Raw genomic sequence first — 18,466 nt, 5'->3', positions numbered from 1 at the left:
CGGCTCCACGCCGGTGGCCACCTTCGACTACGCCGTCGGGGGCGTCACCATGAAGGTCCCCACCGGCTGCATGTTCACCCATGTCCTCAGGGGCGACGGCAAGAAGATCACCTACCAGAACGCCGGCGTCGACTGCGGCTTCGTCGGAGCCCTCGACGCGGGCTTCTGCAACTGGCGCATCGACTTCACCTACGCCGACATCAACAGCAAGGTCTACAAGACCTCGCGCGGCAAGACCCGTGCCGAATGCGAGATCCACCCCATGCGGAACAACGCGCCGCAGACGCTCCCGCGCTACGGCAAGGCATGCGCCCATCTCAACATCAACGGTGTGCGCCGCGTCAGCCAGTGCCACCACATCACGAAGTGAGCCGCGCATGACCACCCGGCCAGCTCCCGGAGATCCCGCCCGGGAGAGCCGGCGCCGGCGCGCCGGGGTCGTCGCCTTCACCGTCGGGACGGTCGCGGCCCTCGCCGTCTTCGCGTTCCTTCCCGGGCTCCCGCACGTGATCGACTGGGGTGCCATCCTCGCGTCCCTCGCCGTCGGCGCCCTGGCGCGCTGGGCGTATCGGGCATGGGCCGCGAGGGACCGGCTGCCCTCGGGGTGACCGCGGGGCGGTGAGCGCGCGGCAGGGGCCTGATCCGATTCCTCGGATCAGGCCCCCGGCCTGGAGGAGGCGGCCGGCGTCAGTTCGCGCCGATCGCGTACCAGTACGACTCCTGGACGATCCGCCAGACGATCTCCAGCTCCGCCGAGTTCCTGGGCCCGTAGACGAGCGTCACGTCCTGGACGGGGTGGTGTACGCCCCAGCCGGCGTCGATGACCTCGGCCTCGATCTCCTTCGGGAGGGTGACGTGGAGCGAGCCGTCGTGGTGGGGGTGGATGTGGGCGAACTCCCGGCCCCCCTGGAAGGCTTCGGCCGGGCCCGTGCCGATGCCCTCGGGCAGGAAGAGCGAGCGGGCGTGCGAGACCGAGACGAGCGTGGGGGCCATGTAGACGAAGGGCAGCGCACGCATCCGCCCCCACAGCTCCTCCTGCATCATGATCGGGGAGATCTGGGAGCCCTGGCCGTGCGGGGCCGGACCGAAGACGCGTGGGGCCGCGCCGGGGCGCGGGGGCAGGGAAAGCATGATGGTGTTCCTTTCCGGCCGACGGAGAGCCGGCCGCGGCGTGAGCGCTCGAAAGAGCTGCGAAGCTGCGGCATCCAGGGTCCACGCCTCCGCTTTTGCCTTGGTGGCGAGCCGGTCGAGGACCCGCACGGCCCCGCCCGCAGAAACGCAGAAAGGGCCTGATCCGATTTCTCGGATCAGGCCCTTGACCTGGTCTTACTCTGTCGGGGTGGCGGGATTTGAACCCACGACCTCTTCGTCCCGAACGAAGCGCGCTGCCAAGCTGCGCTACACCCCGATCGTCGCCCTGAAGCTTTGCTGTCCTGGCGACATCGATTACTTTAGCGGACCCTCGGCCTGAGACGAAATCCGGTTTTCACGAGGGGCCGGCGCGGGTGGTCAGGCCTTCGGGGCCAGGGTCAGGAGGGTCGCCTCCGGGGGGCAGGCGAAGCGGACCGGGGTGAAGCGGTTGGTGCCGCAGCCGGCCGAGACGTGCAGGTAGGAGCGGCGGCCCTGGGCCTCGTACGTGGACAGGCCCTTCACCCGCTTCGTGTCGAGGTCGCAGTTGGTGACCAGCGCCCCGTAGAAGGGGATGCACAGCTGTCCGCCGTGGGTGTGCCCGGCGAGGATCAGCGGGTAGCGGTCGGCCGTGAAGGATTCCAGTACCCGCAGGTAGGGGGCGTGCACCACGGCCAGCGAGAAGTCCGCGTCCGCCTCCGGGCCGCCCGCGACGTGCTCGTAGCGGTCCCGCTTGATGTGGGGGTCGTCCAGCCCGGTGAAGGCCAGCTCCACCCCGTTCACCTTCAGCCGGGACCGGGTGTTCGTGAGGTTCAGCCAGCCCGCCGCGTCGAAGGCGTCCCGCATGTCCTCCCACGGGTTGTGGACGGCGCCGACGACCGGCTTGTTGCCGTTCAGCCCGTGCCGGCCCTGCACCTTCTCGATCAGGTAGCGACCGGGGTTGCGCAGCCGCGGCCCGTAGTAGTCGTTGGACCCGAAGACGTACACCCCGGGGAAGTCCATCAGCGGACCCAGCGCGTCGAGCAGCTCGGGCACGCCGTCCGTGTCGGAGAGGTTGTCGCCGGTGTTCACGACGAAGTCGGGCCGCAGTCCCGCCAGGGACTGCAGCCAGGCGCGCTTCTTGCGCTGGCCGCCGACCATGTGGATGTCCGAGACCTGCAGTACGCGCAGCGGGCGCATCCCGGCGGGCAGTACCGGAACGGTGATCCGGCGCAGTCGGAAGGAGCGGGCTTCGAAACCTGCGGCATAGGCCACACCGGCGGCCCCCACCGCCGCGATCGAGGCGGTCACCTTCAGGGGGACTCCGTAACGCGCGTGCATGCCCCCATCGTCGCAGACGAGGAAAACCGATGGGCGCCGCAGGCCCCGCACCTGGCAGACTCAGGGCATGACCACGCTCAAGGCCAAGCTCCAGGAAGACCTCACCACCGCCATCAAGGCGCGCGACGAACTCGGTTCGTCCACCCTGCGCCTGACCCTCTCCGCCATCACCAAGGAGGAGGTCGCGGGCAAGGAAGCGCGCGTGCTCTCCGACGAGGAAGTCCTCAAGGTGATCGCCAAGGAGGCGAAGAAGCGCCGCGAGGCCGCGGAGGCCTTCGCCCAGGGCGGCCGCGACGAGCAGGCCGCGCGGGAGACCGCCGAGGGCGAGTTCCTGGACGCCTACCTGCCCAAGCAGCTCAGCGACGACGAGCTGACCGCGATCGTGGCGCAGGCCGTCGAGGAGGCCAAGGCGGCGGGTGCCGAGGGGCCGCGGGCCATGGGCGCCGTCATGAAGATCGTGAACCCGAAGGTGGCGGGTCTGGCGGAGGGCGGCCGGGTCGCCGCGGCCGTCAAGAAGCAGCTTTCGTAAGGACAGGAACGCAGAGAAAGGGGAGGGCCCCGGCCGGTGATCCGGCCGGGGCCCTCCCCTTCTTCGTCCTTGCCGTCGCTACGGGGTCGCGCCGCCGCTGCCACCGCCCGCCGCGCCCGGTACCACCGGGACCTCGGGGACCGGGTTGACCGGCACCTCGGGGACCGGGCTGGCGCCGCCCCCGCCGGCCGCGGCCCCGCCGCCGGGCTTGTTGTCGCCGCCGGGCTTGCCGGGCTTGCTCGGCTTGCGTGGGGTGGTGGGCGGAGGGGTCGTGTTGCCCCGGCCGCCGTTGTTGCCGCCCGTGCCGCCGTTCCCGTTCCCGTTCCCGTTCCCGGTGCCGCCGCCCCCGACCGAGGGCTCCGGGATGCTGGCTCCGACGAAGTTCGGGGCCTCGCGGCCGGCGAGCGCGCCCGAGACGGCGTCCTTCCAGATCGGGCCGGGCAGGCCGCCGCCGAAGACCTTCGGGTAGTACTGCCCGCCGATGGTGATGTCCTCCATCGAGATCTTCTTCGAGCCGCCGGAGCCGACCCACACCGCGCCGGACAAGTTCGGGGTGTAGCCCACGAACCAGGCGTTGTAGCGGTTGTCGGTGGTACCGGTCTTGCCCGCGTTGTCGCGGTCGGTCAGACCGGCCCGCTCACCCGTACCGGAGTCGACGACCCCGCGCAGCAGGTGGTTGATGGTGTCGGCCGTGTCCTGGGACATCGCCCGGTCGCACTTGGACTTCGGCACCGCGAGCGCCTTGCCGTGCGCGTCGGTGATCGACTCCAGGGCGATCGGGGTGCAGTAGACGCCCCGGTTGGCGAAGGCGGCGTACGCGTTGGCCATCGTCAGCGGGGACATCTCGGCGGAGCCGAGCGCGATGGACGGCTCCTCGGGGAGCTTGACGCCGCTGGCCGGGACCACGCCGAGCTTCTGCGTCATCTCGGTCACCGGGCAGATGCCGATGTCCGAGATCATCTGCACGAAGTAGGTGTTGATGGACTTCTCCATCGCCGTCTTCAGCGCGTACGGGCCGACCTCGTCCCGCGTCTCGTTCTCGGCGGTCTGCAGCTTGCCGTTGCCGAGCGGCAGGTTCTGCCAGGCCGGGCCCGAGCAGCGCGACACCGGGCTCGGGTACTCCATCTTGTTCGGGGCCGAGTAGACCTTCGTCGGCTCCATGCCCTGCTCTATGGCGGCGGCCGCGATGAACGGCTTGAACGTGGAGCCCACCTGGAAGCCGAAGTTGGAGCCGCCCATCCGCTTGTCGACGGAGTAGTTGATCTGCGTCTCGTTCTTCCCGAAGCCGTACGGCTTCGACTGGCCCATCGCCAGGACCTTCCCGGTGCCCGGCTGGACCATGGTCACGGCCGTGGCGATCGAGTCGTCCTCGTTGACGTGGTCCTTGATCGAGGCGTTGGCGGCCTCCTGCGACTGCGGGTCCAGCGTCGTGCGGATGGTCAGGCCGCCCTGGTTCCAGACCTTGGCCCGCTCCTCGCGGGTCTTGCCGAAGACCGGGTCCGAGAGGAAGGTGGCGCGCACGAAGTCGCAGAAGAAGCCCGCGCCCTTGACCGCGGTGATGCAGCCGTTCTTGGGCCGGGTCACCTTCAGGGTGACCGGCTTCGCCTTCGCCTCGTCCGCCTCGGCCTGCGAGATGTCCTTGACGTCTGCCATGCGCTGGAGGACGACGTTGCGGCGCTTCATCGCCTCCTGGCTGTCGTTGACCGGGTCGTACCGGCTCGGCGACTGCACGAGGCCGGCGAGCAGTGCCGACTCCTCCAGCGTCAGGTCCTTGGCGGGCTTGCTGAAGTAGCGCTGGGAGGCGGACTCGATGCCGTACGCACCCTGCCCGAAGTAGGTGATGTTGAGGTAGTTCTCGAGGATCTTCTTCTTCCCGAGCTCCTCCTCGACCTGGATCGAGTACTTCAGCTCGCGGATCTTGCGGCCGAGGCTCTTCTCCTGGGCCTCGCGCACCTTCGTCTCGTCGTCGCCGGCTTCCTCGACGAAGACGTTCTTCACGTACTGCTGCGTGAGCGTGGAGGCGCCCTGTGCCGCGCCGCCCTCCTGCGCGTTGCGGTTCACCGCGCGGAGGATGCCCTTGAGGTCGACCGCGCCGTGCTCGTAGAAACGCGAGTCCTCGATGGCGACGATCGCCTTCTGCATGTACGGCGACATGGCCGTGAGCGGCACGACCTGCCGGTCCCGTGAATAGACAGTGGCGATCAAGCCACCCTCGGCATCCAGGATCGTGGTGCGCTGGCTCAGCGGAGGCGTCTTCAGATTGGCCGGGATCTCATCGAAACCCTCGACCGTGCCCTTGGCGGCGAGGCCCAGAGCGCCGGCGCCCGGGATCGCGATGCCGGCAAGTACGACTCCGGAGAGAACCGACACCCCGAGGAACTTGGCGGCCTGCTGCGGCCCCGTCAGCCCTGCGCCCGAGCGCTTCTTTCCCATAGAGGGCAGCCTACGTTCTCATTCGCCGGACACGCGCGAATGCCTTGGCCTAAGCTGTCCCCAACTGTCACAGCAGTGCGGTGCGACATCAACCCCCCGGCTTGATTTTCACCCTTCCCGAATGGGGTGGACTCATGTCCGAATCCGGCCCTTCGCTCTGACGGCCGCTCACCGGCGCCTCCCCGATTTCACCCGAATCGCCGGAATGGCCGGGCATGTCGCCGGATCACTCCGTCGGGTGATCTGCCGCTTACCCATAGTCCGTTCGGACCATTCAAGATTGGGCCCGTCGGGGGTGTTGCACTGTGGCCACCTTCCGTAACGTCCTCAACTGGCAGCGGTGAATATGCCGCTACCGCCGTGGGGGAGCCTCGATTCGGGAGAGGACGGCACCGGGATGGGCTGGGTAACCGACTGGAGTGCGCAGGCAGCCTGCCGCACTACCGATCCGGATGAACTGTTCGTTCAAGGAGCGGCACAGAACAGGGCCAAGGCGGTGTGCACCGGGTGTCCGGTGCGGACCGAGTGCCTGGCCGACGCACTCGACAACCGTGTCGAGTTCGGAGTGTGGGGCGGCATGACCGAGCGGGAACGACGCGCCTTGTTGCGCCGGCGTCCCACCGTCACCTCGTGGCGACGGCTGCTCGAAACCGCCCGCACGGAGTACGAGCGCAGTACGGGCATCCTCACCGTGGATGTCGACGCGGAGATCGACGTGTCGTACGAGACCTACGCGGCAGCCGGGTAACCACCCGGGCGCCGCGCCGGCACCACTCGTACGTACGCCTACGCTCCTCCGGCCGGAACCCCGGCCGAGAGTCGCTCTCCGATGGCCCGCAGCCCGGCGAGGTCGTGCACATCGCCGGGCAGGGCGGCCACTTCGGCCACCGCCACCTCCGGGTGAAGAGAGGTGAAGCGATCGCGTGTGCGCTGCTCACGCGCGATCACCTGCATCCGCTCGGCATGCAGGCGCAGCAGTCCTGCAGTGATCTGGTCCACGTCGTTCAGGTCGGTCGCGTCGGCCGTGCCGTTCGCGTCGGTCTCGTCGTGCGCGTCGGTCGTGCCGTCCGCGTCAGCGGTCGTCCCGTCCTCGCCGCCCACACCGGGGGAGCCGTCGTCGGCGGCGTCACGAAGTCCAGCTTTCCCGGACTCCTGATCGACAATGCCGCCTTCTTCAAGATTCTCTGCGGCGGCCAGCGCCCGCTCCGCCGACAGCTGTCCCGCGTCACTTCCGTGCACCCGGTTCAGCACCAGACCGGCCAGCGGCATCTTCTCCGCGGCCAGCCGCTCCACGAAGTACGCCGCCTCGCGCAGCGCGTCCGGCTCGGGAGCCGCGACCACGAGGAAGGCCGTACCGGGAGCCTGGAGCAGCCGGAACGTCGCGTCCGCGCGCGTCCGGAAGCCTCCGAACATCGTGTCCATCGCCGCCACGAACGTCTGCACGTCCTTCAGCAGCGAGGCACCCATCAGCTTGCTCAGCGTGCCGGTCATCATCGACATGCCGACGTTGAGGAACTTCATCCCGGCCCGGCCGCCGACCTTCGCCGGAGCCATCAGCACCCGGATGAACTTCCCGTCCAGGAACGACCCCAGCCGCTTCGGCGCATCGAGGAAGTCCAGCGCGGACCGGCTCGGCGGCGTGTCCACGACGATCAGGTCCCAGTCGTCCCGGGCCCGCAGCTGCCCCAGCTTCTCCATCGCCATGTACTCCTGCGTGCCCGCGAAGCCGGCCGACAGGGACTGGTAGAAGGGGTTCGCCAGGATCGCCCGCGCCCGCTCGGCATCCGCGTGCGACTCGACGATCTCGTCGAACGTCCGCTTCATGTCCAGCATCATGGCGTGCAGTTCGCCGCCACCCGGCCCGGTGCCGCCGCCGCTGCCGCTGCCGCCCTCTATGCCGGGCACCCGGCGCGGGGTGTTGTCCAGCGAGTCGATCCCCATCGACTGGGCCAGCCTGCGCGCCGGGTCGATGGTCAGCACGACCACCTTCCGCCCGCGCTCGGCCGCCCGTACGCCCAGTGCCGCCGCGGTGGTGGTCTTGCCGACCCCGCCCGCGCCGCAGCACACGATGATCCGGGTCCCCTGATCGTCCAACAGCGCGTCGACCGCCAGCTGCTGCGGCGTGTCCAGCCCCATGCTCTCCCCGCCCCCGCTCATTCGGCGCCCACCTGCTTGTGCAGCTCCGCCGCCAGCTCGTACAGGCCGGCCAGCTCCATCCCCGAGCCGAGCAGGGGGAGTTCGTACGTCGGCACGTCGAGCCCCGCCAACACCCCGCGCTGCTCCCGCTCCAGCTCCACCCGGCTCGCGTGCTCGGCGGCCTGCGTGAGGAGCGGCTCCACCAGCCGTTCGGCCAGCCCGCCCCGCCGCGCCCCGCCCAGCCCGGCCCGGGACAGGGCCTTGGCGATCTCGGCGCGGCGGCCCTCGGCGGCCGCGCGCAGGGTGTCCTCGTCGAGGTGGTGCGGACGCACCATGTTGACGATCACCCGGCCGACGGGCAGCCCCGCCTCCACCAGCTCGTCGATCCCGTCCGCGGTCTCCTGGACGGGCATCTCCTCCAGCAGCGTCACCAGGTGCACGGCGGTGTCCGGGGACTTGAGCACCTTCATGACGGCCTGCGCCTGGTTGTGGATCGGCCCGAACCGGGCCAGCCCCGCCACCTCGTCGTTGACGTTCAGGAAGCGGGTGATCCGCCCGGTCGGCGGTGCGTCCATGATCACGTGGTCGTAGACGAACCGACCGGCCTTGTCCTTGCGCCGCACCGCCTCGCACGCCTTGCCCGTCAGCAGGACGTCCCGCAGACCGGGCGCGATCGTCGTCGCGAAGTCGATCGCGCCGAGCTTCTTCAGGGCGCGGCCGGCCGAGCCGAGCTTGTAGAACATCTGGAGGTAGTCCAGCAGTGCCCGTTCGGCGTCGATGGCGAGCGCGTACACCTCACCCCCGCCCGTGCCGGGCGCTACGGCGATCTTGCGCTCCTCGTAGGGGAGCGCTTCCGTGCCGAAAAGCTGTGCGATGCCCTGCCTGCCCTCGACCTCCACGAGAAGAGTCCGCCTGCCCTCGCGCGCGAGGGCCAGCGCGAGTGCCGCGGCGACCGTGGTCTTGCCGGTGCCGCCCTTGCCGCTGACCACCTGGAGCCTGCTCACAGCGTCCGAGCCTAACCACTCCCGCTCAGGCATTACGCTCGCCCCCATGACCAAGAAGTTCGAATACGCGACGGTCCCCCTGCTGGTTCACGCCACCAAGCAGATCCTGGACACCTGGGGCGAGGACGGCTGGGAGCTCGTCCAGGTCGTGCCCGGCCCCAACAACCCCGAGCAGCTCGTGGCCTACCTCAAGCGGGAGAAGGCATGAGCGGCGTCGTCGAGGCCCGGATCGCCGAGCTCGGCCTGACCCTGCCCGAGGTCGTCCCGCCGCTGGCCACGTACCAGCCGGCGGTCCGGTCGGGCGCGTACGTGTACACCGCGGGCCAGCTGCCGATGGTGCAGGGCAAGCTCCCCGTCACCGGCAAGGTCGGTGCCGAGGTCTCCGCGGAGCAGGCGAAGGAACTCGCGGCGACGTGCGCGCTGAACGCGCTGGCCGCCGTCAAGTCCGTGGTCGGTGACCTGGACCGGATCGCCCGAGTGGTGAAGGTCGTCGGCTTCGTCGCCTCGGCCCCCGATTTCACGGCGCAGCCGGGCGTGCTGAACGGTGCGAGCGAGCTGCTGGGTGAGGTGCTCGGCGACAAGGGCGTGCACGCGCGCTCCGCGGTCGGTGTGGCGGTTCTGCCGCTGGACGCGCCGGTCGAGATCGAGATCCAGGTCGAGCTGCTTCCTTCCTGACGCGCCGCAGCCTTTTCTGACGCGCCGCTCGCGCCGCTCGCGCGGCTCGGCGCCGGCGCGCTTCCCGGGCTTCGCGCCGCTGCGCCGGACTCCGTCCGGCGGATGCGGAGCGGGGCCACTTGCCGGGCTGGGGCCGGTGGGTCGGGTGCGGGTGGTTGGCCGCTGCGCGGGACTGCCCCTCCCCGCCCTTCACCCCTTCTCGCCTCAGCGCCGGCGCGGCTAGAGACACGGCGCTACCGCGCCCGCGCCTCAAACGCCGGCGGCCGGCCGGGGCCGGGTGTGCCGGCCCCGCCGGCGATTGAGGCGCGGGGGTCCGGGGCGCAGCCCCTGGGGGTACCTCCCAGCGGTGGCTGGGGGAGGAACGGTGGAAGGGCGGGCTGGGGACCTCGCCCCGCCCAGCGGCCCACCCACCCGCAGGCGACCACCAGGCCAAGATCCGCCCGGCCAGGGCAGGGGCCTCGAACATCGGGCCGGATGGCCGTAGCATCCCGCCATGCCCAATGGTCAGCACGGTCAGCCCTCGCCCAGCCAGCCGCCCGCCGGAGGGCAGTGGTACCCCCCGGAGTGGCCCGACCGCATCCGCGCGCTCGCGGACGGGGTCCTCACGCCGGTGGAGCCCAGACGCGCCGCCACCGTGATGCTGCTGCGTGACACCCCCGCCGGCCCCGCCGTGCACATGCTGCGCCGCCGCTCCTCCATGGCCTTCGCCGGCGGCGCGTACGCCTACCCCGGCGGCGGCGTCGACCCCCGTGACGAGGACCACCGCATCGGCTGGGCCGGACCCGGCCTGGACCTCTGGGCGGGACGCCTCGGTACGGACGCCGCCACCGCCCAGGCGATCGTCTGCGGGGCCGTGCGCGAGACCTTCGAAGAGGCCGGGGTGCTGCTCGCGGGGGAGACCCCCGACACGGTCGTCGGCGACACCACCGGCGACGACTGGGAGGCCGACCGCGAGGCCCTCGTGGCGCGTGAGCTGTCCTTCGCCGAGTTCCTCGACCGGCGCAAGCTGCTGCTGCGCTCCGACCTGCTCGGGGCGTGGGCCCGCTGGATCACCCCGGAGTTCGAGCCGCGCCGCTACGACACGTGGTTCTTCGTCGCCGCCCTCCCGGAGGGCCAGCGCACCCGCAACGCCTCCACCGAGGCCGACCGGACCGTCTGGATCCGCCCCGCCGACGCCGCCGACGGGTACGACAGGGGCGAGCTGCTGATGATGCCGCCGACCATCTCCACCCTGCGCTCCCTGGAGCCGTACGGGAGCGCCGCGGACGCGCTCGCCGCGGCCGGCGGCCAGGACCTGACCCCGGTCCTGGCCCGCGCCGCGCTGGAGGACGGCGTACTCGTGCTCAGCTGGCCGGGCCACGACGAGTTCACCAAGCGAGTGAGCCCGGGAGACCCCGCATGACCGATGCCGCAGCCCTCCCCGGCCAGCCCCGGGGGACCGTTTCCTCCGGGCCGGCCACGGCCCGCGCGGTCAACGTCCTGGCCCCGAACGCCTCGGCGATGACCCTGGACGGCACCAACACCTGGCTGGTCTCCGAGCCCGATTCCGAGCTGGCCGTCGTCATCGACCCCGGCCCCCTGGACGAGGGGCACCTGCGGGCCGTCATCGCAGCCGCCGAGCAGGCCGGCAAGCGGGTCGCGCTGACGCTCCTCACCCACGGCCACCCCGACCACGCCGAGGGGGCCGGCCGTTTCGCCGAGCTCACGGGTACGAAGGTCCGCGCCCTCGACCCCGCGCAGCGCCTCGGGGACGAGGGCCTGGCCGCCGGGAACGTCATCCGCACCGGGGGCCTGGAACTGCGCGTGGTGGCCACCCCCGGGCACACCGCCGACTCGCTCTGCTTCCACCTGCCGGCCGACCGGGCCGTGCTGACCGGCGACACGATCCTCGGCCGCGGCACCACCGTCGTCGCGCACCCCGACGGCCGGCTCGGCGACTACCTGGACTCCCTGCGCCGGCTGCGCTCCCTGACCGTCGACGACGGGGTGCACACGGTGCTCCCGGGCCACGGGCCGGTACTGGACGACGCGCAGGGGGCCGTCGAGTTCTACCTCGCGCACCGCGCCCACCGGCTCGCCCAGGTCGAGACGGCCGTGGAGAGCGGGCTCACCACGGCCGAGGCCGTCGTCGCCCGGGTCTACGCGGACGTGGACCGCTCCCTGTGGCCGGCCGCCACATGGTCGGTGCAGGCGCAGCTGGAGTACCTTCGTGATCACGGATTGATCCCGGGGGGACCTGAATGAACACGCTGTTCCTGACGCTCGCGCTGCTCGCGACGGCCGGATGGATCACCTCGACCCTGAACCTCAAGGTGCGGGCCCTGGAGGACAAGGCCGACCGGCTGGAGCGCCGGCTGGGCCTGGTCCTGGACCACTTCGGCATCGAGGAGCCCGAGCCGGCCGGGATGGACGAGGTGCGCGCCCTGGTGCGTGACGGCCGCACCATCTCGGCCATCAAGGTGTACCGGCAGATCACGGGCGCGGGCCTGGCGGAGGCCAAGCGGGCCGTCGAGGCCCTCGAAGCGCCGGCCGCGCCCAGGGCTTAGGCCGTGTCTTTCGGATCAGGCCGGGCCGTCTTCGTCCCGTGCCGGGCCGTGTACTCGTCCGCGAGCCACGGCCCGAGGTCGTCGAGGTAGGCCCGCGCCACGGCCGGGTCGTCGACCGGGTCCAGTGCCACCGCGGCCGCGCGCCGCAGCTGGGCGGCCCGTTCCGGGTAGTACCCGCCGAAGACCTCCGCCGACTCGGCGAGGTCGCTGGTCCAGCCGCGCCACCGGGGCATGACCAGGGTGAACGCGGTCCGCACCAGGTGCCGTGAGAAGAACCGGTTCATCCTGCGGAACTCGGCGGGCTCCGAGGCGGCCTCGAACCGGGCCCGCCACCGCGGGAGCAGGGCGGCCAGGTCCCCGTTGGCCTCCCGGGCGAGCAGGCCGTCGGGCCGGTACCGGGGGAGGTGCTCGGCCAGGTCGTCGCCGAGCAGCGGAGTGCACAGGCAGGCGAGGAACCAGCCCAGGTCGTAACGTTCCTGCTCGCTCAGCAGCCGCTCCTTGCCGTACAGCAGGATGCCGACCCCGTCGATCTGCGGGAAGTCCTGGTCGAGTCCCCGCCCCAGCACCTCGGCCGTGTCCCGGTCCTCGTCGACCGGCTCCCGGTGCAGGGCGATCAGCAGGTCGAGGTCGCTGCGCCCCGGCCGGGCCGTCCCGCGCGGCACGGAGCCGTAGAGGTAGGCGCTGTGGAGCCGGCGCCCGTACGCCTCCGCGACCCGGGCCCGCGCGGCCGCGACCAGGCCCGCGAACTCGGGCTGGACCCGTCCGAGGGACCCCTCCCGCTCGAAGTACCCGTCCGCGTCCAGCCCTCTGTGCTCCATGGCCCTACTCTGCACGGCCCGGGCGCTGACCGGCCGGTATTTTGACCCCGGCTCGGCTCCGGCCGGCCGGAGCCGAGCCGTGCCGCCGCCGCAACGCGCGGAGGGGCCCCGTCCGCACCCGGACGGGGCCCCTCCGCGAAGGTCTGCCTGTCTGCCTCAGCTGGTCAGCGCGAGCGCTTGGCGAGCCGCTCCACGTCCAGCAGGATCACGGCACGCGCCTCCAGGCGCAGCCAGCCGCGGCCCGCGAAGTCGGCCAGGGCCTTGTTCACGGTCTCGCGGGAGGCGCCGACGAGCTGCGCCAGCTCCTCCTGGGTGAGGTCGTGGACGACGTGGATGCCCTCCTCCGACTGCACGCCGAAGCGGCGCGACAGGTCGAGGAGCGCCCGGGCGACACGGCCGGGAACGTCGGAGAAGACCAGGTCGGACATCTGGTCGTTGGTCTTGCGCAGGCGCCGGGCGACGGCGCGCAGCAGCGCGGTCGCGACCTCGGGCCGGGCGTTCAGCCACGGCTGGAGGTCACCGTGGCCGAGGCCGAGGAGCTTGACCTCGGTCAGCGCGGTGGCGGTGGCGGTGCGGGGGCCCGGGTCGAACAGCGAGAGCTCGCCGATCAGCTCGCCGGGACCGAGGACGGCCAGCATGTTCTCGCGGCCGTCGGGGGAGGTGCGGTGGAGCTTCACCTTGCCCTCGGTCACGACGTACAGCCGGTCACCGGGATCGCCCTCGTGGAACAGGGCGTCGCCGCGCGCGAGGGTCACCTCGGCCATGGAGGCGCGGAGCTCCGCGGCCTGCTCGTCATCGAGCGCCGCGAAGAGCGGGGCGCGCCGCAGAACGTCGTCCACGAGTCTCTCTCCTATGTCGACCAGCCAGTGGGGACCGCTCCCCATTTTGCCGGACGGCTCAAACAGTGCGATCAATCACAAGGATGCCGGACGGATGGGCGTGCTGTGCGGCGAGAGGCCGATCGGGGTGGTGTTACCTGAGGTCCGGGCGGGTGTCAGCGGCCGGCCTTAGGCTGGCCGGGTGTCCAATAAGCCGGTGAGAGCACAGGCCAAGGGGTCCTCGGGAGTGACGGCGACCCAGAATTCAGCCGTGGGCGAACAAGCCCCTGTGGAGGCGTCCGAAAAGGTGCGACCTGTCCCGTTGGGCAAAGGTTCGGCCAAGAAACCGGTGGCGGCGAAGCCGGAATCCCGGCTCGCGATGATCCGCCGGGCCCGCCGCATCAACCGCGAGCTCGCGGAGGTGTACCCGTACGCCCATCCGGAGCTGGACTTCCGCAATCCCTTCGAGCTCCTGGTCGCGACGGTGCTCTCCGCGCAGACGACCGACCTGCGCGTGAACCAGACGACCCCGGCCCTCTTCGCCGCCTACCCGACCCCCGAGGACATGGCCGAGGCCGTGCCCGAGGAGCTGGAGGAGATCATCCGGCCGACCGGGTTCTTCCGGGCGAAGGCGAAGTCCCTGCTGGGCCTCTCGCAGGCGCTGCGCGACAACTTCGGCGGCGAGGTGCCGGGCCGGATCGAGGACCTCGTCACCCTGCCCGGAGTCGGCCGCAAGACGGCCAACGTGGTGCTCGGCAATGCCTTCGGAGTCCCCGGGATCACCGTCGACACCCACTTCGGCCGGCTGGTGCGCCGCTTCAAGTGGACCGAACAGGTGGACCCGGAGAAGGTCGAGGCGGAGATCTGCGCGATCTTCCCCAAGAGCGAGTGGACGATGCTGTCCCACCGCGTCGTCTTCCACGGCCGCCGCATCTGCCACGCCCGCAAGCCCGCCTGCGGCGCCTGCCCCATCGCCCCGCTCTGCCCCGCCTACGGGGAGGGCGAGACGGATCCGGAGAAGGCGAGGAAGCTCCTGAAGTACGAGAAGGGCGGCCAGCCGGGCCAGCGCCTGACCCCGCCCCCGGACTACCCGGGCCTCCCGGCGCCGCCGCTGGGGGCCCGTACGGAGCCCTGAGAGCGGGCGGCAGCGGGCCGGTGACAGGGGTGCGGGGGCGCGCGGCGCCCGGCCCTCACGCCCCCGCCGGAACGAATCGGGAACCGGACCGCGTTCAGCGGTGTGGGAGACGGTGTTGACAGAGGAATTCGGACAGGGGTGCCCATGACGCGCGGTACGCAGGACGAGACCACGGTAGCCGCCCGCGAGGGAGACGGCCTGGCCCTCACGACGGCCGGCCTGCCCTCCTGGCTCGACCCCGTCGTGGCGGCCGCCCGGAGCGTCCAGCCGCGCCAGCTCAGCCGCTTCCTGCCGCCGGAGGACGGCCGGGGCCGCCAGTCCGCCGTGCTGATCCTCTTCGGCGAGGGCCCGCGCGGCCCGGAGCTGCTGCTCCAGGAGCGCGCCGGCAGCCTCCGCTCCCACGCCGGGCAGCCCTCCTTCCCCGGCGGTGCCCTCGACCCGCAGGACGGCGACCCGCACACCACCGGCCCGCTGCGCGCCGCCCTGCGCGAGGCGGAGGAGGAGACCGGACTGGACCCGGCCGGCGTCCAGCTCTTCGGGGTGCTGCCGCGCCTCTACATCCCGGTCAGCGAGTTCGTGGTGACCCCGGTGCTCGGCTGGTGGCGCGAGCCCTCGCCGGTCGGCGCGGTGGACCCGGCGGAGACGGCCCGGGTCTTCACGGTGCCCGTGGCGGATCTCACGGACCCCGCCCACCGGGTCACCGTGGTCCACCCGCGCGGGCACGAAGGGCCCGGATTCACCGTGGAATCGGCCTTGGTCTGGGGTTTCACCGCCGGCGTCATCGACCGGATCCTGCACTTCTCGGGCTGGGAGCGACCGTGGGACCGCTCACGTCACGTCCCGCTCGACTGGCACGCATGAGACGGTGGCCCACGTGAACGTGCTGGACATCCTGTTGCTGGTCGCCGCCGTGTGGTTCGCGATCGTCGGCTACCGCCAGGGGTTCGTCGTCGGCATCCTGTCGGTGATCGGCTTCCTGGGCGGTGGCCTCATCGCCGTGTCCCTGTTGCCCCTGATCTGGGACCGGGTGACCGACAACGGCACCCAGGTGTCCACCACCGTGGTGGTGATCGCCGTCGTGGTCATCATCATCTGCGCCTCGATCGGCCAGGCGCTGACCACCCATCTGGGCAACCGGCTCAGACGCCACATCACCTGGTCGCCGGCCCGCGCGCTCGACGCGACCGGCGGAGCCCTGGTCAACGTCGTCGCCATGCTGCTCGTGGCCTGGCTGATCGGCTCGGCGCTCGCCGGGACCTCGCTGCCCACCCTGGGCAAGGAGGTGCGCAACTCCAAGGTTCTCCTCGGCGTGTCGCGGGTGCTGCCCGCCCAGGCGAACACCTGGTTCTCGGACTTCAGCTCCACGCTCGCCCGCAACGGCTTCCCGCAGGTCTTCAGTCCGTTCTCGAACGAGCCGATCACCGAGGTGAAGGCCCCCGACCCGGCCCTCGCCCGCAGCGGGGTCGCCCAGCAGGCCAAGCTCTCGATCGTGAAGGTCGTCGGCACCGCGCCCAGCTGCAGCAAGGTCCTGGAGGGCACCGGCTTCGTCTTCGCGCCGGGCAAGGTGATGACCAACGCCCACGTCGTCGGCGGGGTCGTGGAGCCGACCGTGCAGATCGGCGGCGAGGGCAAGCTCTACGACGGCAAGGTCGTGCTCTACGACTGGGAGCGCGACATCGCGGTCCTGGACGTACCCAAGCTGAAGGCCCCGGCGCTGGAGTTCACCGACAAGGACGCGACGAGCAGCAGCGACGCGATCGTCGCCGGCTTCCCGGAGAACGGCGCCTACGACGTCCGCGCGGCCCGTGTCCGCGGCCGGATCAACGCCAACGGCCCGGACATCTACCACCGGGGCACCGTCCGCCGCGACGTGTACTCGCTGTACGCGACCGTCCGCCAGGGCAACTCCGGCGGCCCGCTGCTGACGCCCGACGGAAGGGTGTACGGAGTCGTCTTCGCGAAGTCGCTCGACGACCCGAACACCGGCTACGCCCTCACGGCCGACGAGATCCGCGAGGACATCCGCGTCGGGAAGACCGCCGAGCGCCGGGTGGAAACCCAGGGCTGCGCCCTCTGACCCGTACGCGAGGGCGTACGGGCCGGCGGGGCGACGCTCCCGGGCACGTCACCGGCCGCTCCTACATGCGTGGATGGCGCAGCCGCGCCGAGACCCAGCGGGCGCGGCGGCGGAGGATGCGCGGAATTCCGAGCCGGGGGTCGTGGCCGTCCCGGCCGGTCCTGTCGTGCGTGCCCGGCACCCTGGCCGAGCGGCGTTCGCGTGCGGTGTCACCGTGGTCGTGCGTCCAGCCCATACAACGAGCTGTGCCCGGGGTCCAAGGTCCGTAACCCCGTCCGGGGCGGCCAATTGGCCTATGCGCCGGGCAATTGAATGTCCGTAAGACCGTCGTACGGGTGGACCGACGGCCCGTCAGGCATGGTGCGGACGCTCCGTCAGGCGTCGCGGCCCCGTACTCCGTCGACGGTCCGTCAGCGGTCGGGCTCGGGGTCCTTGAGCCAGCTCAGCAGTTCGGTGGTGAAGCCGTCCGGGTCCTCCTCGTGCGGGAAGTGCCCCAGACCGTCGAAGAGCCGCCAGCGGTACGGGGCTTCGACGTACTCCCCGGAGCCGGCCGCGCTGCGCGTGCGCATCACCGGGTCCAGCGAGCCGTGCAGGTGCAGCGTGGGCACCCGTACGGGCCGCTTCATCCGCCGGTAGAACTGGAGTCCGTCCGGCCGGGCCATCGACCGCATCATCCAGCGGTAGGGCTCGATCGAGCAGTGCGCGGTGGACGGGATGCACATCGCCCGCCGGTACACGTCCAGATCGGCGTCCTCGGGGAGCAGCGGCCCGGACCAGTCCCGGATCAGCTCCGCGACGAGGGCGCCGTCGTCGGCGACGAGCTGCCGCTCGGGAATGAACGGCCGCTGGAACCCCCAGATGTGGGAACTCGCCCGGGTCTGGCCGAAGTCGGCCATCATCGCCGAGCGCCAGCGGCGCGGGTGCGGCATGGAGGAGACGACCAGTCGGCGCACCAGCTTGGGCCGCATCACGGCCGCCGTCCAGGCGAGGTAGCCGCCCAGGTCGTGTCCGACGAGGGCGGCGTCCGGCTCGCCGAGGGACCGTACGACCCCGGTGATGTCGAGGGCCAGGTTCGCCGGGTCGTAGCCGCGCGGGGTGCGGTCGCTGCCGCCGACCCCGCGCAGGTCCATGGCCACCGCCCGGTATCCGGCGTCCGCGAGGGCGGTCAGCTGGTGCCGCCAGGTCCACCAGAACTGCGGGAACCCGTGCAGCAGCAGCACCAGCGGCCCGTCACCGACCTCCGCGACGTGGAAGCGGGCGCCGTTGGCGGCGACGTCCCGGTGCGTCACCGCCCGCCCGCCGGGCAGGTCGAGCCGTACCGCCGTGGCGGCGGTGGGCGGAGTGCCGGAGTCGGCCGAGGGCGCTGTCATGAGGACGAGCGTGCCACACCCACAGCCTGGTCACTCACCGGCCGCGGGTGCGGCTTGACGGTTCCCACCAGCGCGGCGGTCTGCTTGACGGAGTCCATGGTCTTCACCGGCGGCTTGATCTTCTTGAACTTCGCCACCGCCAGGAGCCCGATCAGGCCCGCGAGCAGCCAGAACGCGCCGCCGACGATGAGGAAGGACCAGGCCAGCCCGAGGCCGAGATTGTGGATGCCGTAGGCCGCGGCGAAACTCAGTACGGGGAGGGAGAAGAGCACGAGCACGCCGGCGGCGATCGCGGCGCCGCTGCCGATGCCCGCGCGCTTGACGTCCTGCCGGATCTCGACCTTGGCGAGGGCGATCTCGTCGTGCACCAGGGCGGACATCTCGGCGGTGGCCGCGGCGACCAGCTGGCCGAGTGTGCGCTCGGCTCCCGGAGCCTCTTGGTCCACTGCGCTCATCTCTGTCTCCCTCTGTCGTCGT

At 71.5% G+C, this 18,466-nt stretch carries 22 protein-coding genes and 1 tRNA gene; 12 read left to right on the top strand and 11 right to left on the bottom strand.

Annotated features, from left to right (window positions below; all coding sequences use genetic code 11):
- Positions 1-13: 13 nt before the first annotated feature.
- Both ACZ518_RS15975 and ACZ518_RS15970 read left to right on the top strand, forming a co-directional pair.
- Positions 14-370, top strand: a complete 357-nt coding sequence (locus ACZ518_RS15975) for a hypothetical protein (RefSeq protein ID WP_469113638.1) — start codon at positions 14-16, stop codon at positions 368-370.
- Positions 371-377: 7 nt separating this feature from the next.
- On the top strand, positions 378-608 hold the full coding sequence (locus ACZ518_RS15970; protein WP_469113637.1) for a hypothetical protein: 231 nt from the start codon (positions 378-380) through the stop codon (positions 606-608).
- Positions 609-687: 79 nt separating this feature from the next.
- Here the strand turns inward: ACZ518_RS15970 and ACZ518_RS15965 are convergent, their stop codons facing one another.
- The 3 genes from ACZ518_RS15965 to ACZ518_RS15955 all read right to left on the bottom strand — a co-directional run bounded on the left by ACZ518_RS15965 (position 688) and on the right by ACZ518_RS15955 (position 2,448).
- On the bottom strand, positions 688-1,131 hold the full coding sequence (locus tag ACZ518_RS15965) for a luciferase domain-containing protein (protein WP_469113636.1): 444 nt from the start codon (positions 1,129-1,131) through the stop codon (positions 688-690).
- 203 nt (positions 1,132-1,334) lie between these two features.
- A tRNA-Pro gene (locus ACZ518_RS15960) sits at positions 1,335-1,408 on the bottom strand.
- 101 nt (positions 1,409-1,509) lie between these two features.
- The gene (locus tag ACZ518_RS15955; protein ID WP_469113635.1) at positions 1,510-2,448 is read right to left on the bottom strand and encodes a metallophosphoesterase; all 939 of its coding nucleotides are present in this window, start codon (positions 2,446-2,448) and stop codon (positions 1,510-1,512) included.
- A 67-nt stretch (positions 2,449-2,515) separates the two neighbouring features.
- Between ACZ518_RS15955 and ACZ518_RS15950 the strand changes: the two genes are divergently transcribed.
- Entirely contained in the window at positions 2,516-2,977 is a 462-nt protein-coding gene (locus ACZ518_RS15950; RefSeq protein ID WP_125603877.1) for a GatB/YqeY domain-containing protein, read from the top strand.
- A 78-nt stretch (positions 2,978-3,055) separates the two neighbouring features.
- Here ACZ518_RS15950 and ACZ518_RS15945 read toward each other — a convergent pair whose 3' ends face one another.
- Positions 3,056-5,410, bottom strand: a complete 2,355-nt coding sequence (locus tag ACZ518_RS15945; protein WP_469113634.1) for a transglycosylase domain-containing protein — start codon at positions 5,408-5,410, stop codon at positions 3,056-3,058.
- 397 nt (positions 5,411-5,807) lie between these two features.
- Here ACZ518_RS15945 and ACZ518_RS15940 point away from each other — a divergent pair, with 397 nt between their 5' ends.
- On the top strand, positions 5,808-6,158 hold the full coding sequence (locus ACZ518_RS15940; RefSeq protein ID WP_030228569.1) for a WhiB family transcriptional regulator: 351 nt from the start codon (positions 5,808-5,810) through the stop codon (positions 6,156-6,158).
- Positions 6,159-6,196: 38 nt separating this feature from the next.
- On the opposite strand, the gene bagB is transcribed toward ACZ518_RS15940, so the two are convergent.
- Positions 6,197-7,546, bottom strand: coding sequence for an ATPase BagB (gene bagB / locus ACZ518_RS15935; protein WP_469113633.1), 1,350 nt, complete (start codon positions 7,544-7,546; stop codon positions 6,197-6,199).
- A 17-nt stretch (positions 7,547-7,563) separates the two neighbouring features.
- A complete protein-coding gene (gene bagA, locus ACZ518_RS15930) occupies positions 7,564-8,550 on the bottom strand; it encodes an ATPase BagA (RefSeq protein WP_469113632.1) in 987 nt (328 codons plus the stop codon).
- A gap of 46 nt (positions 8,551-8,596) precedes the next feature.
- Here bagA and ACZ518_RS15925 point away from each other — a divergent pair, with 46 nt between their 5' ends.
- From ACZ518_RS15925 to ACZ518_RS15905, 5 genes are all read left to right on the top strand, one after another.
- Positions 8,597-8,758, top strand: a complete 162-nt coding sequence (locus tag ACZ518_RS15925) for a DUF4177 domain-containing protein (RefSeq protein ID WP_007264966.1) — start codon at positions 8,597-8,599, stop codon at positions 8,756-8,758.
- A complete protein-coding gene (locus tag ACZ518_RS15920) occupies positions 8,755-9,225 on the top strand; it encodes a RidA family protein (protein ID WP_007264965.1) in 471 nt (156 codons plus the stop codon). Before ACZ518_RS15925 ends, ACZ518_RS15920 begins: the two co-directional genes overlap by 4 nt.
- Before the next feature lie 493 nt (positions 9,226-9,718).
- On the top strand, positions 9,719-10,627 hold the full coding sequence (locus ACZ518_RS15915) for an NUDIX hydrolase (protein WP_469113631.1): 909 nt from the start codon (positions 9,719-9,721) through the stop codon (positions 10,625-10,627).
- A complete protein-coding gene (locus tag ACZ518_RS15910) occupies positions 10,624-11,469 on the top strand; it encodes an MBL fold metallo-hydrolase (protein WP_469113630.1) in 846 nt (281 codons plus the stop codon). Before ACZ518_RS15915 ends, ACZ518_RS15910 begins: the two co-directional genes overlap by 4 nt.
- Positions 11,466-11,771, top strand: coding sequence for a hypothetical protein (locus ACZ518_RS15905; protein ID WP_469113629.1), 306 nt, complete (start codon positions 11,466-11,468; stop codon positions 11,769-11,771). Before ACZ518_RS15910 ends, ACZ518_RS15905 begins: the two co-directional genes overlap by 4 nt.
- Here ACZ518_RS15905 and ACZ518_RS15900 read toward each other — a convergent pair.
- Together ACZ518_RS15900 and ACZ518_RS15895 are read right to left on the bottom strand one after the other, a co-directional pair.
- Positions 11,768-12,589 (bottom strand): nucleotidyltransferase domain-containing protein, encoded by an 822-nt coding sequence (locus ACZ518_RS15900; protein WP_469113628.1) that lies wholly within the window; start codon positions 12,587-12,589, stop codon positions 11,768-11,770. The genes ACZ518_RS15905 and ACZ518_RS15900 overlap by 4 nt on opposite strands.
- 164 nt (positions 12,590-12,753) lie before the next feature.
- A complete protein-coding gene (locus ACZ518_RS15895) occupies positions 12,754-13,428 on the bottom strand; it encodes a Crp/Fnr family transcriptional regulator (protein ID WP_007264960.1) in 675 nt (224 codons plus the stop codon).
- Positions 13,429-13,714: 286 nt separating this feature from the next.
- Here ACZ518_RS15895 and nth point away from each other — a divergent pair, with 286 nt between their 5' ends.
- The 3 genes from nth (at position 13,715) to ACZ518_RS15880 (ending at position 16,619) form a co-directional block, all read left to right on the top strand.
- Positions 13,715-14,542, top strand: a complete 828-nt coding sequence (gene nth / locus ACZ518_RS15890) for an endonuclease III (RefSeq protein ID WP_469114002.1) — start codon at positions 13,715-13,717, stop codon at positions 14,540-14,542.
- A gap of 144 nt (positions 14,543-14,686) precedes the next feature.
- The gene (locus ACZ518_RS15885) at positions 14,687-15,403 is read left to right on the top strand and encodes an NUDIX hydrolase (RefSeq protein WP_469113627.1); all 717 of its coding nucleotides are present in this window, start codon (positions 14,687-14,689) and stop codon (positions 15,401-15,403) included.
- 13 nt (positions 15,404-15,416) lie between these two features.
- Positions 15,417-16,619: a MarP family serine protease gene (locus tag ACZ518_RS15880; RefSeq protein ID WP_469113626.1), complete on the top strand. Its 1,203-nt coding sequence runs from the start codon at positions 15,417-15,419 to the stop codon at positions 16,617-16,619.
- 61 nt (positions 16,620-16,680) lie between these two features.
- Here ACZ518_RS15880 and ACZ518_RS15875 read toward each other — a convergent pair whose 3' ends face one another.
- The 3 genes from ACZ518_RS15875 to ACZ518_RS15865 all read right to left on the bottom strand — a co-directional run bounded on the left by ACZ518_RS15875 (position 16,681) and on the right by ACZ518_RS15865 (position 18,444).
- Entirely contained in the window at positions 16,681-16,854 is a 174-nt protein-coding gene (locus ACZ518_RS15875; protein WP_007264956.1) for a hypothetical protein, read from the bottom strand.
- Between the two features lie 175 nt (positions 16,855-17,029).
- Positions 17,030-17,989: an alpha/beta fold hydrolase gene (locus tag ACZ518_RS15870; RefSeq protein WP_469113625.1), complete on the bottom strand. Its 960-nt coding sequence runs from the start codon at positions 17,987-17,989 to the stop codon at positions 17,030-17,032.
- Entirely contained in the window at positions 17,986-18,444 is a 459-nt protein-coding gene (locus ACZ518_RS15865) for a phage holin family protein (RefSeq protein WP_469113624.1), read from the bottom strand. Before ACZ518_RS15865 ends, ACZ518_RS15870 begins: the two co-directional genes overlap by 4 nt.
- Between the last annotated feature and the right edge of the window lie 22 nt (positions 18,445-18,466).

The sequence above is a fragment of the Streptomyces sp. NPDC033966 genome (assembly GCF_055575955.1).
The sequence above is the reverse complement of the archived record's forward strand: the minus strand, read 5'-3'. Positions and strand labels throughout refer to the sequence as shown.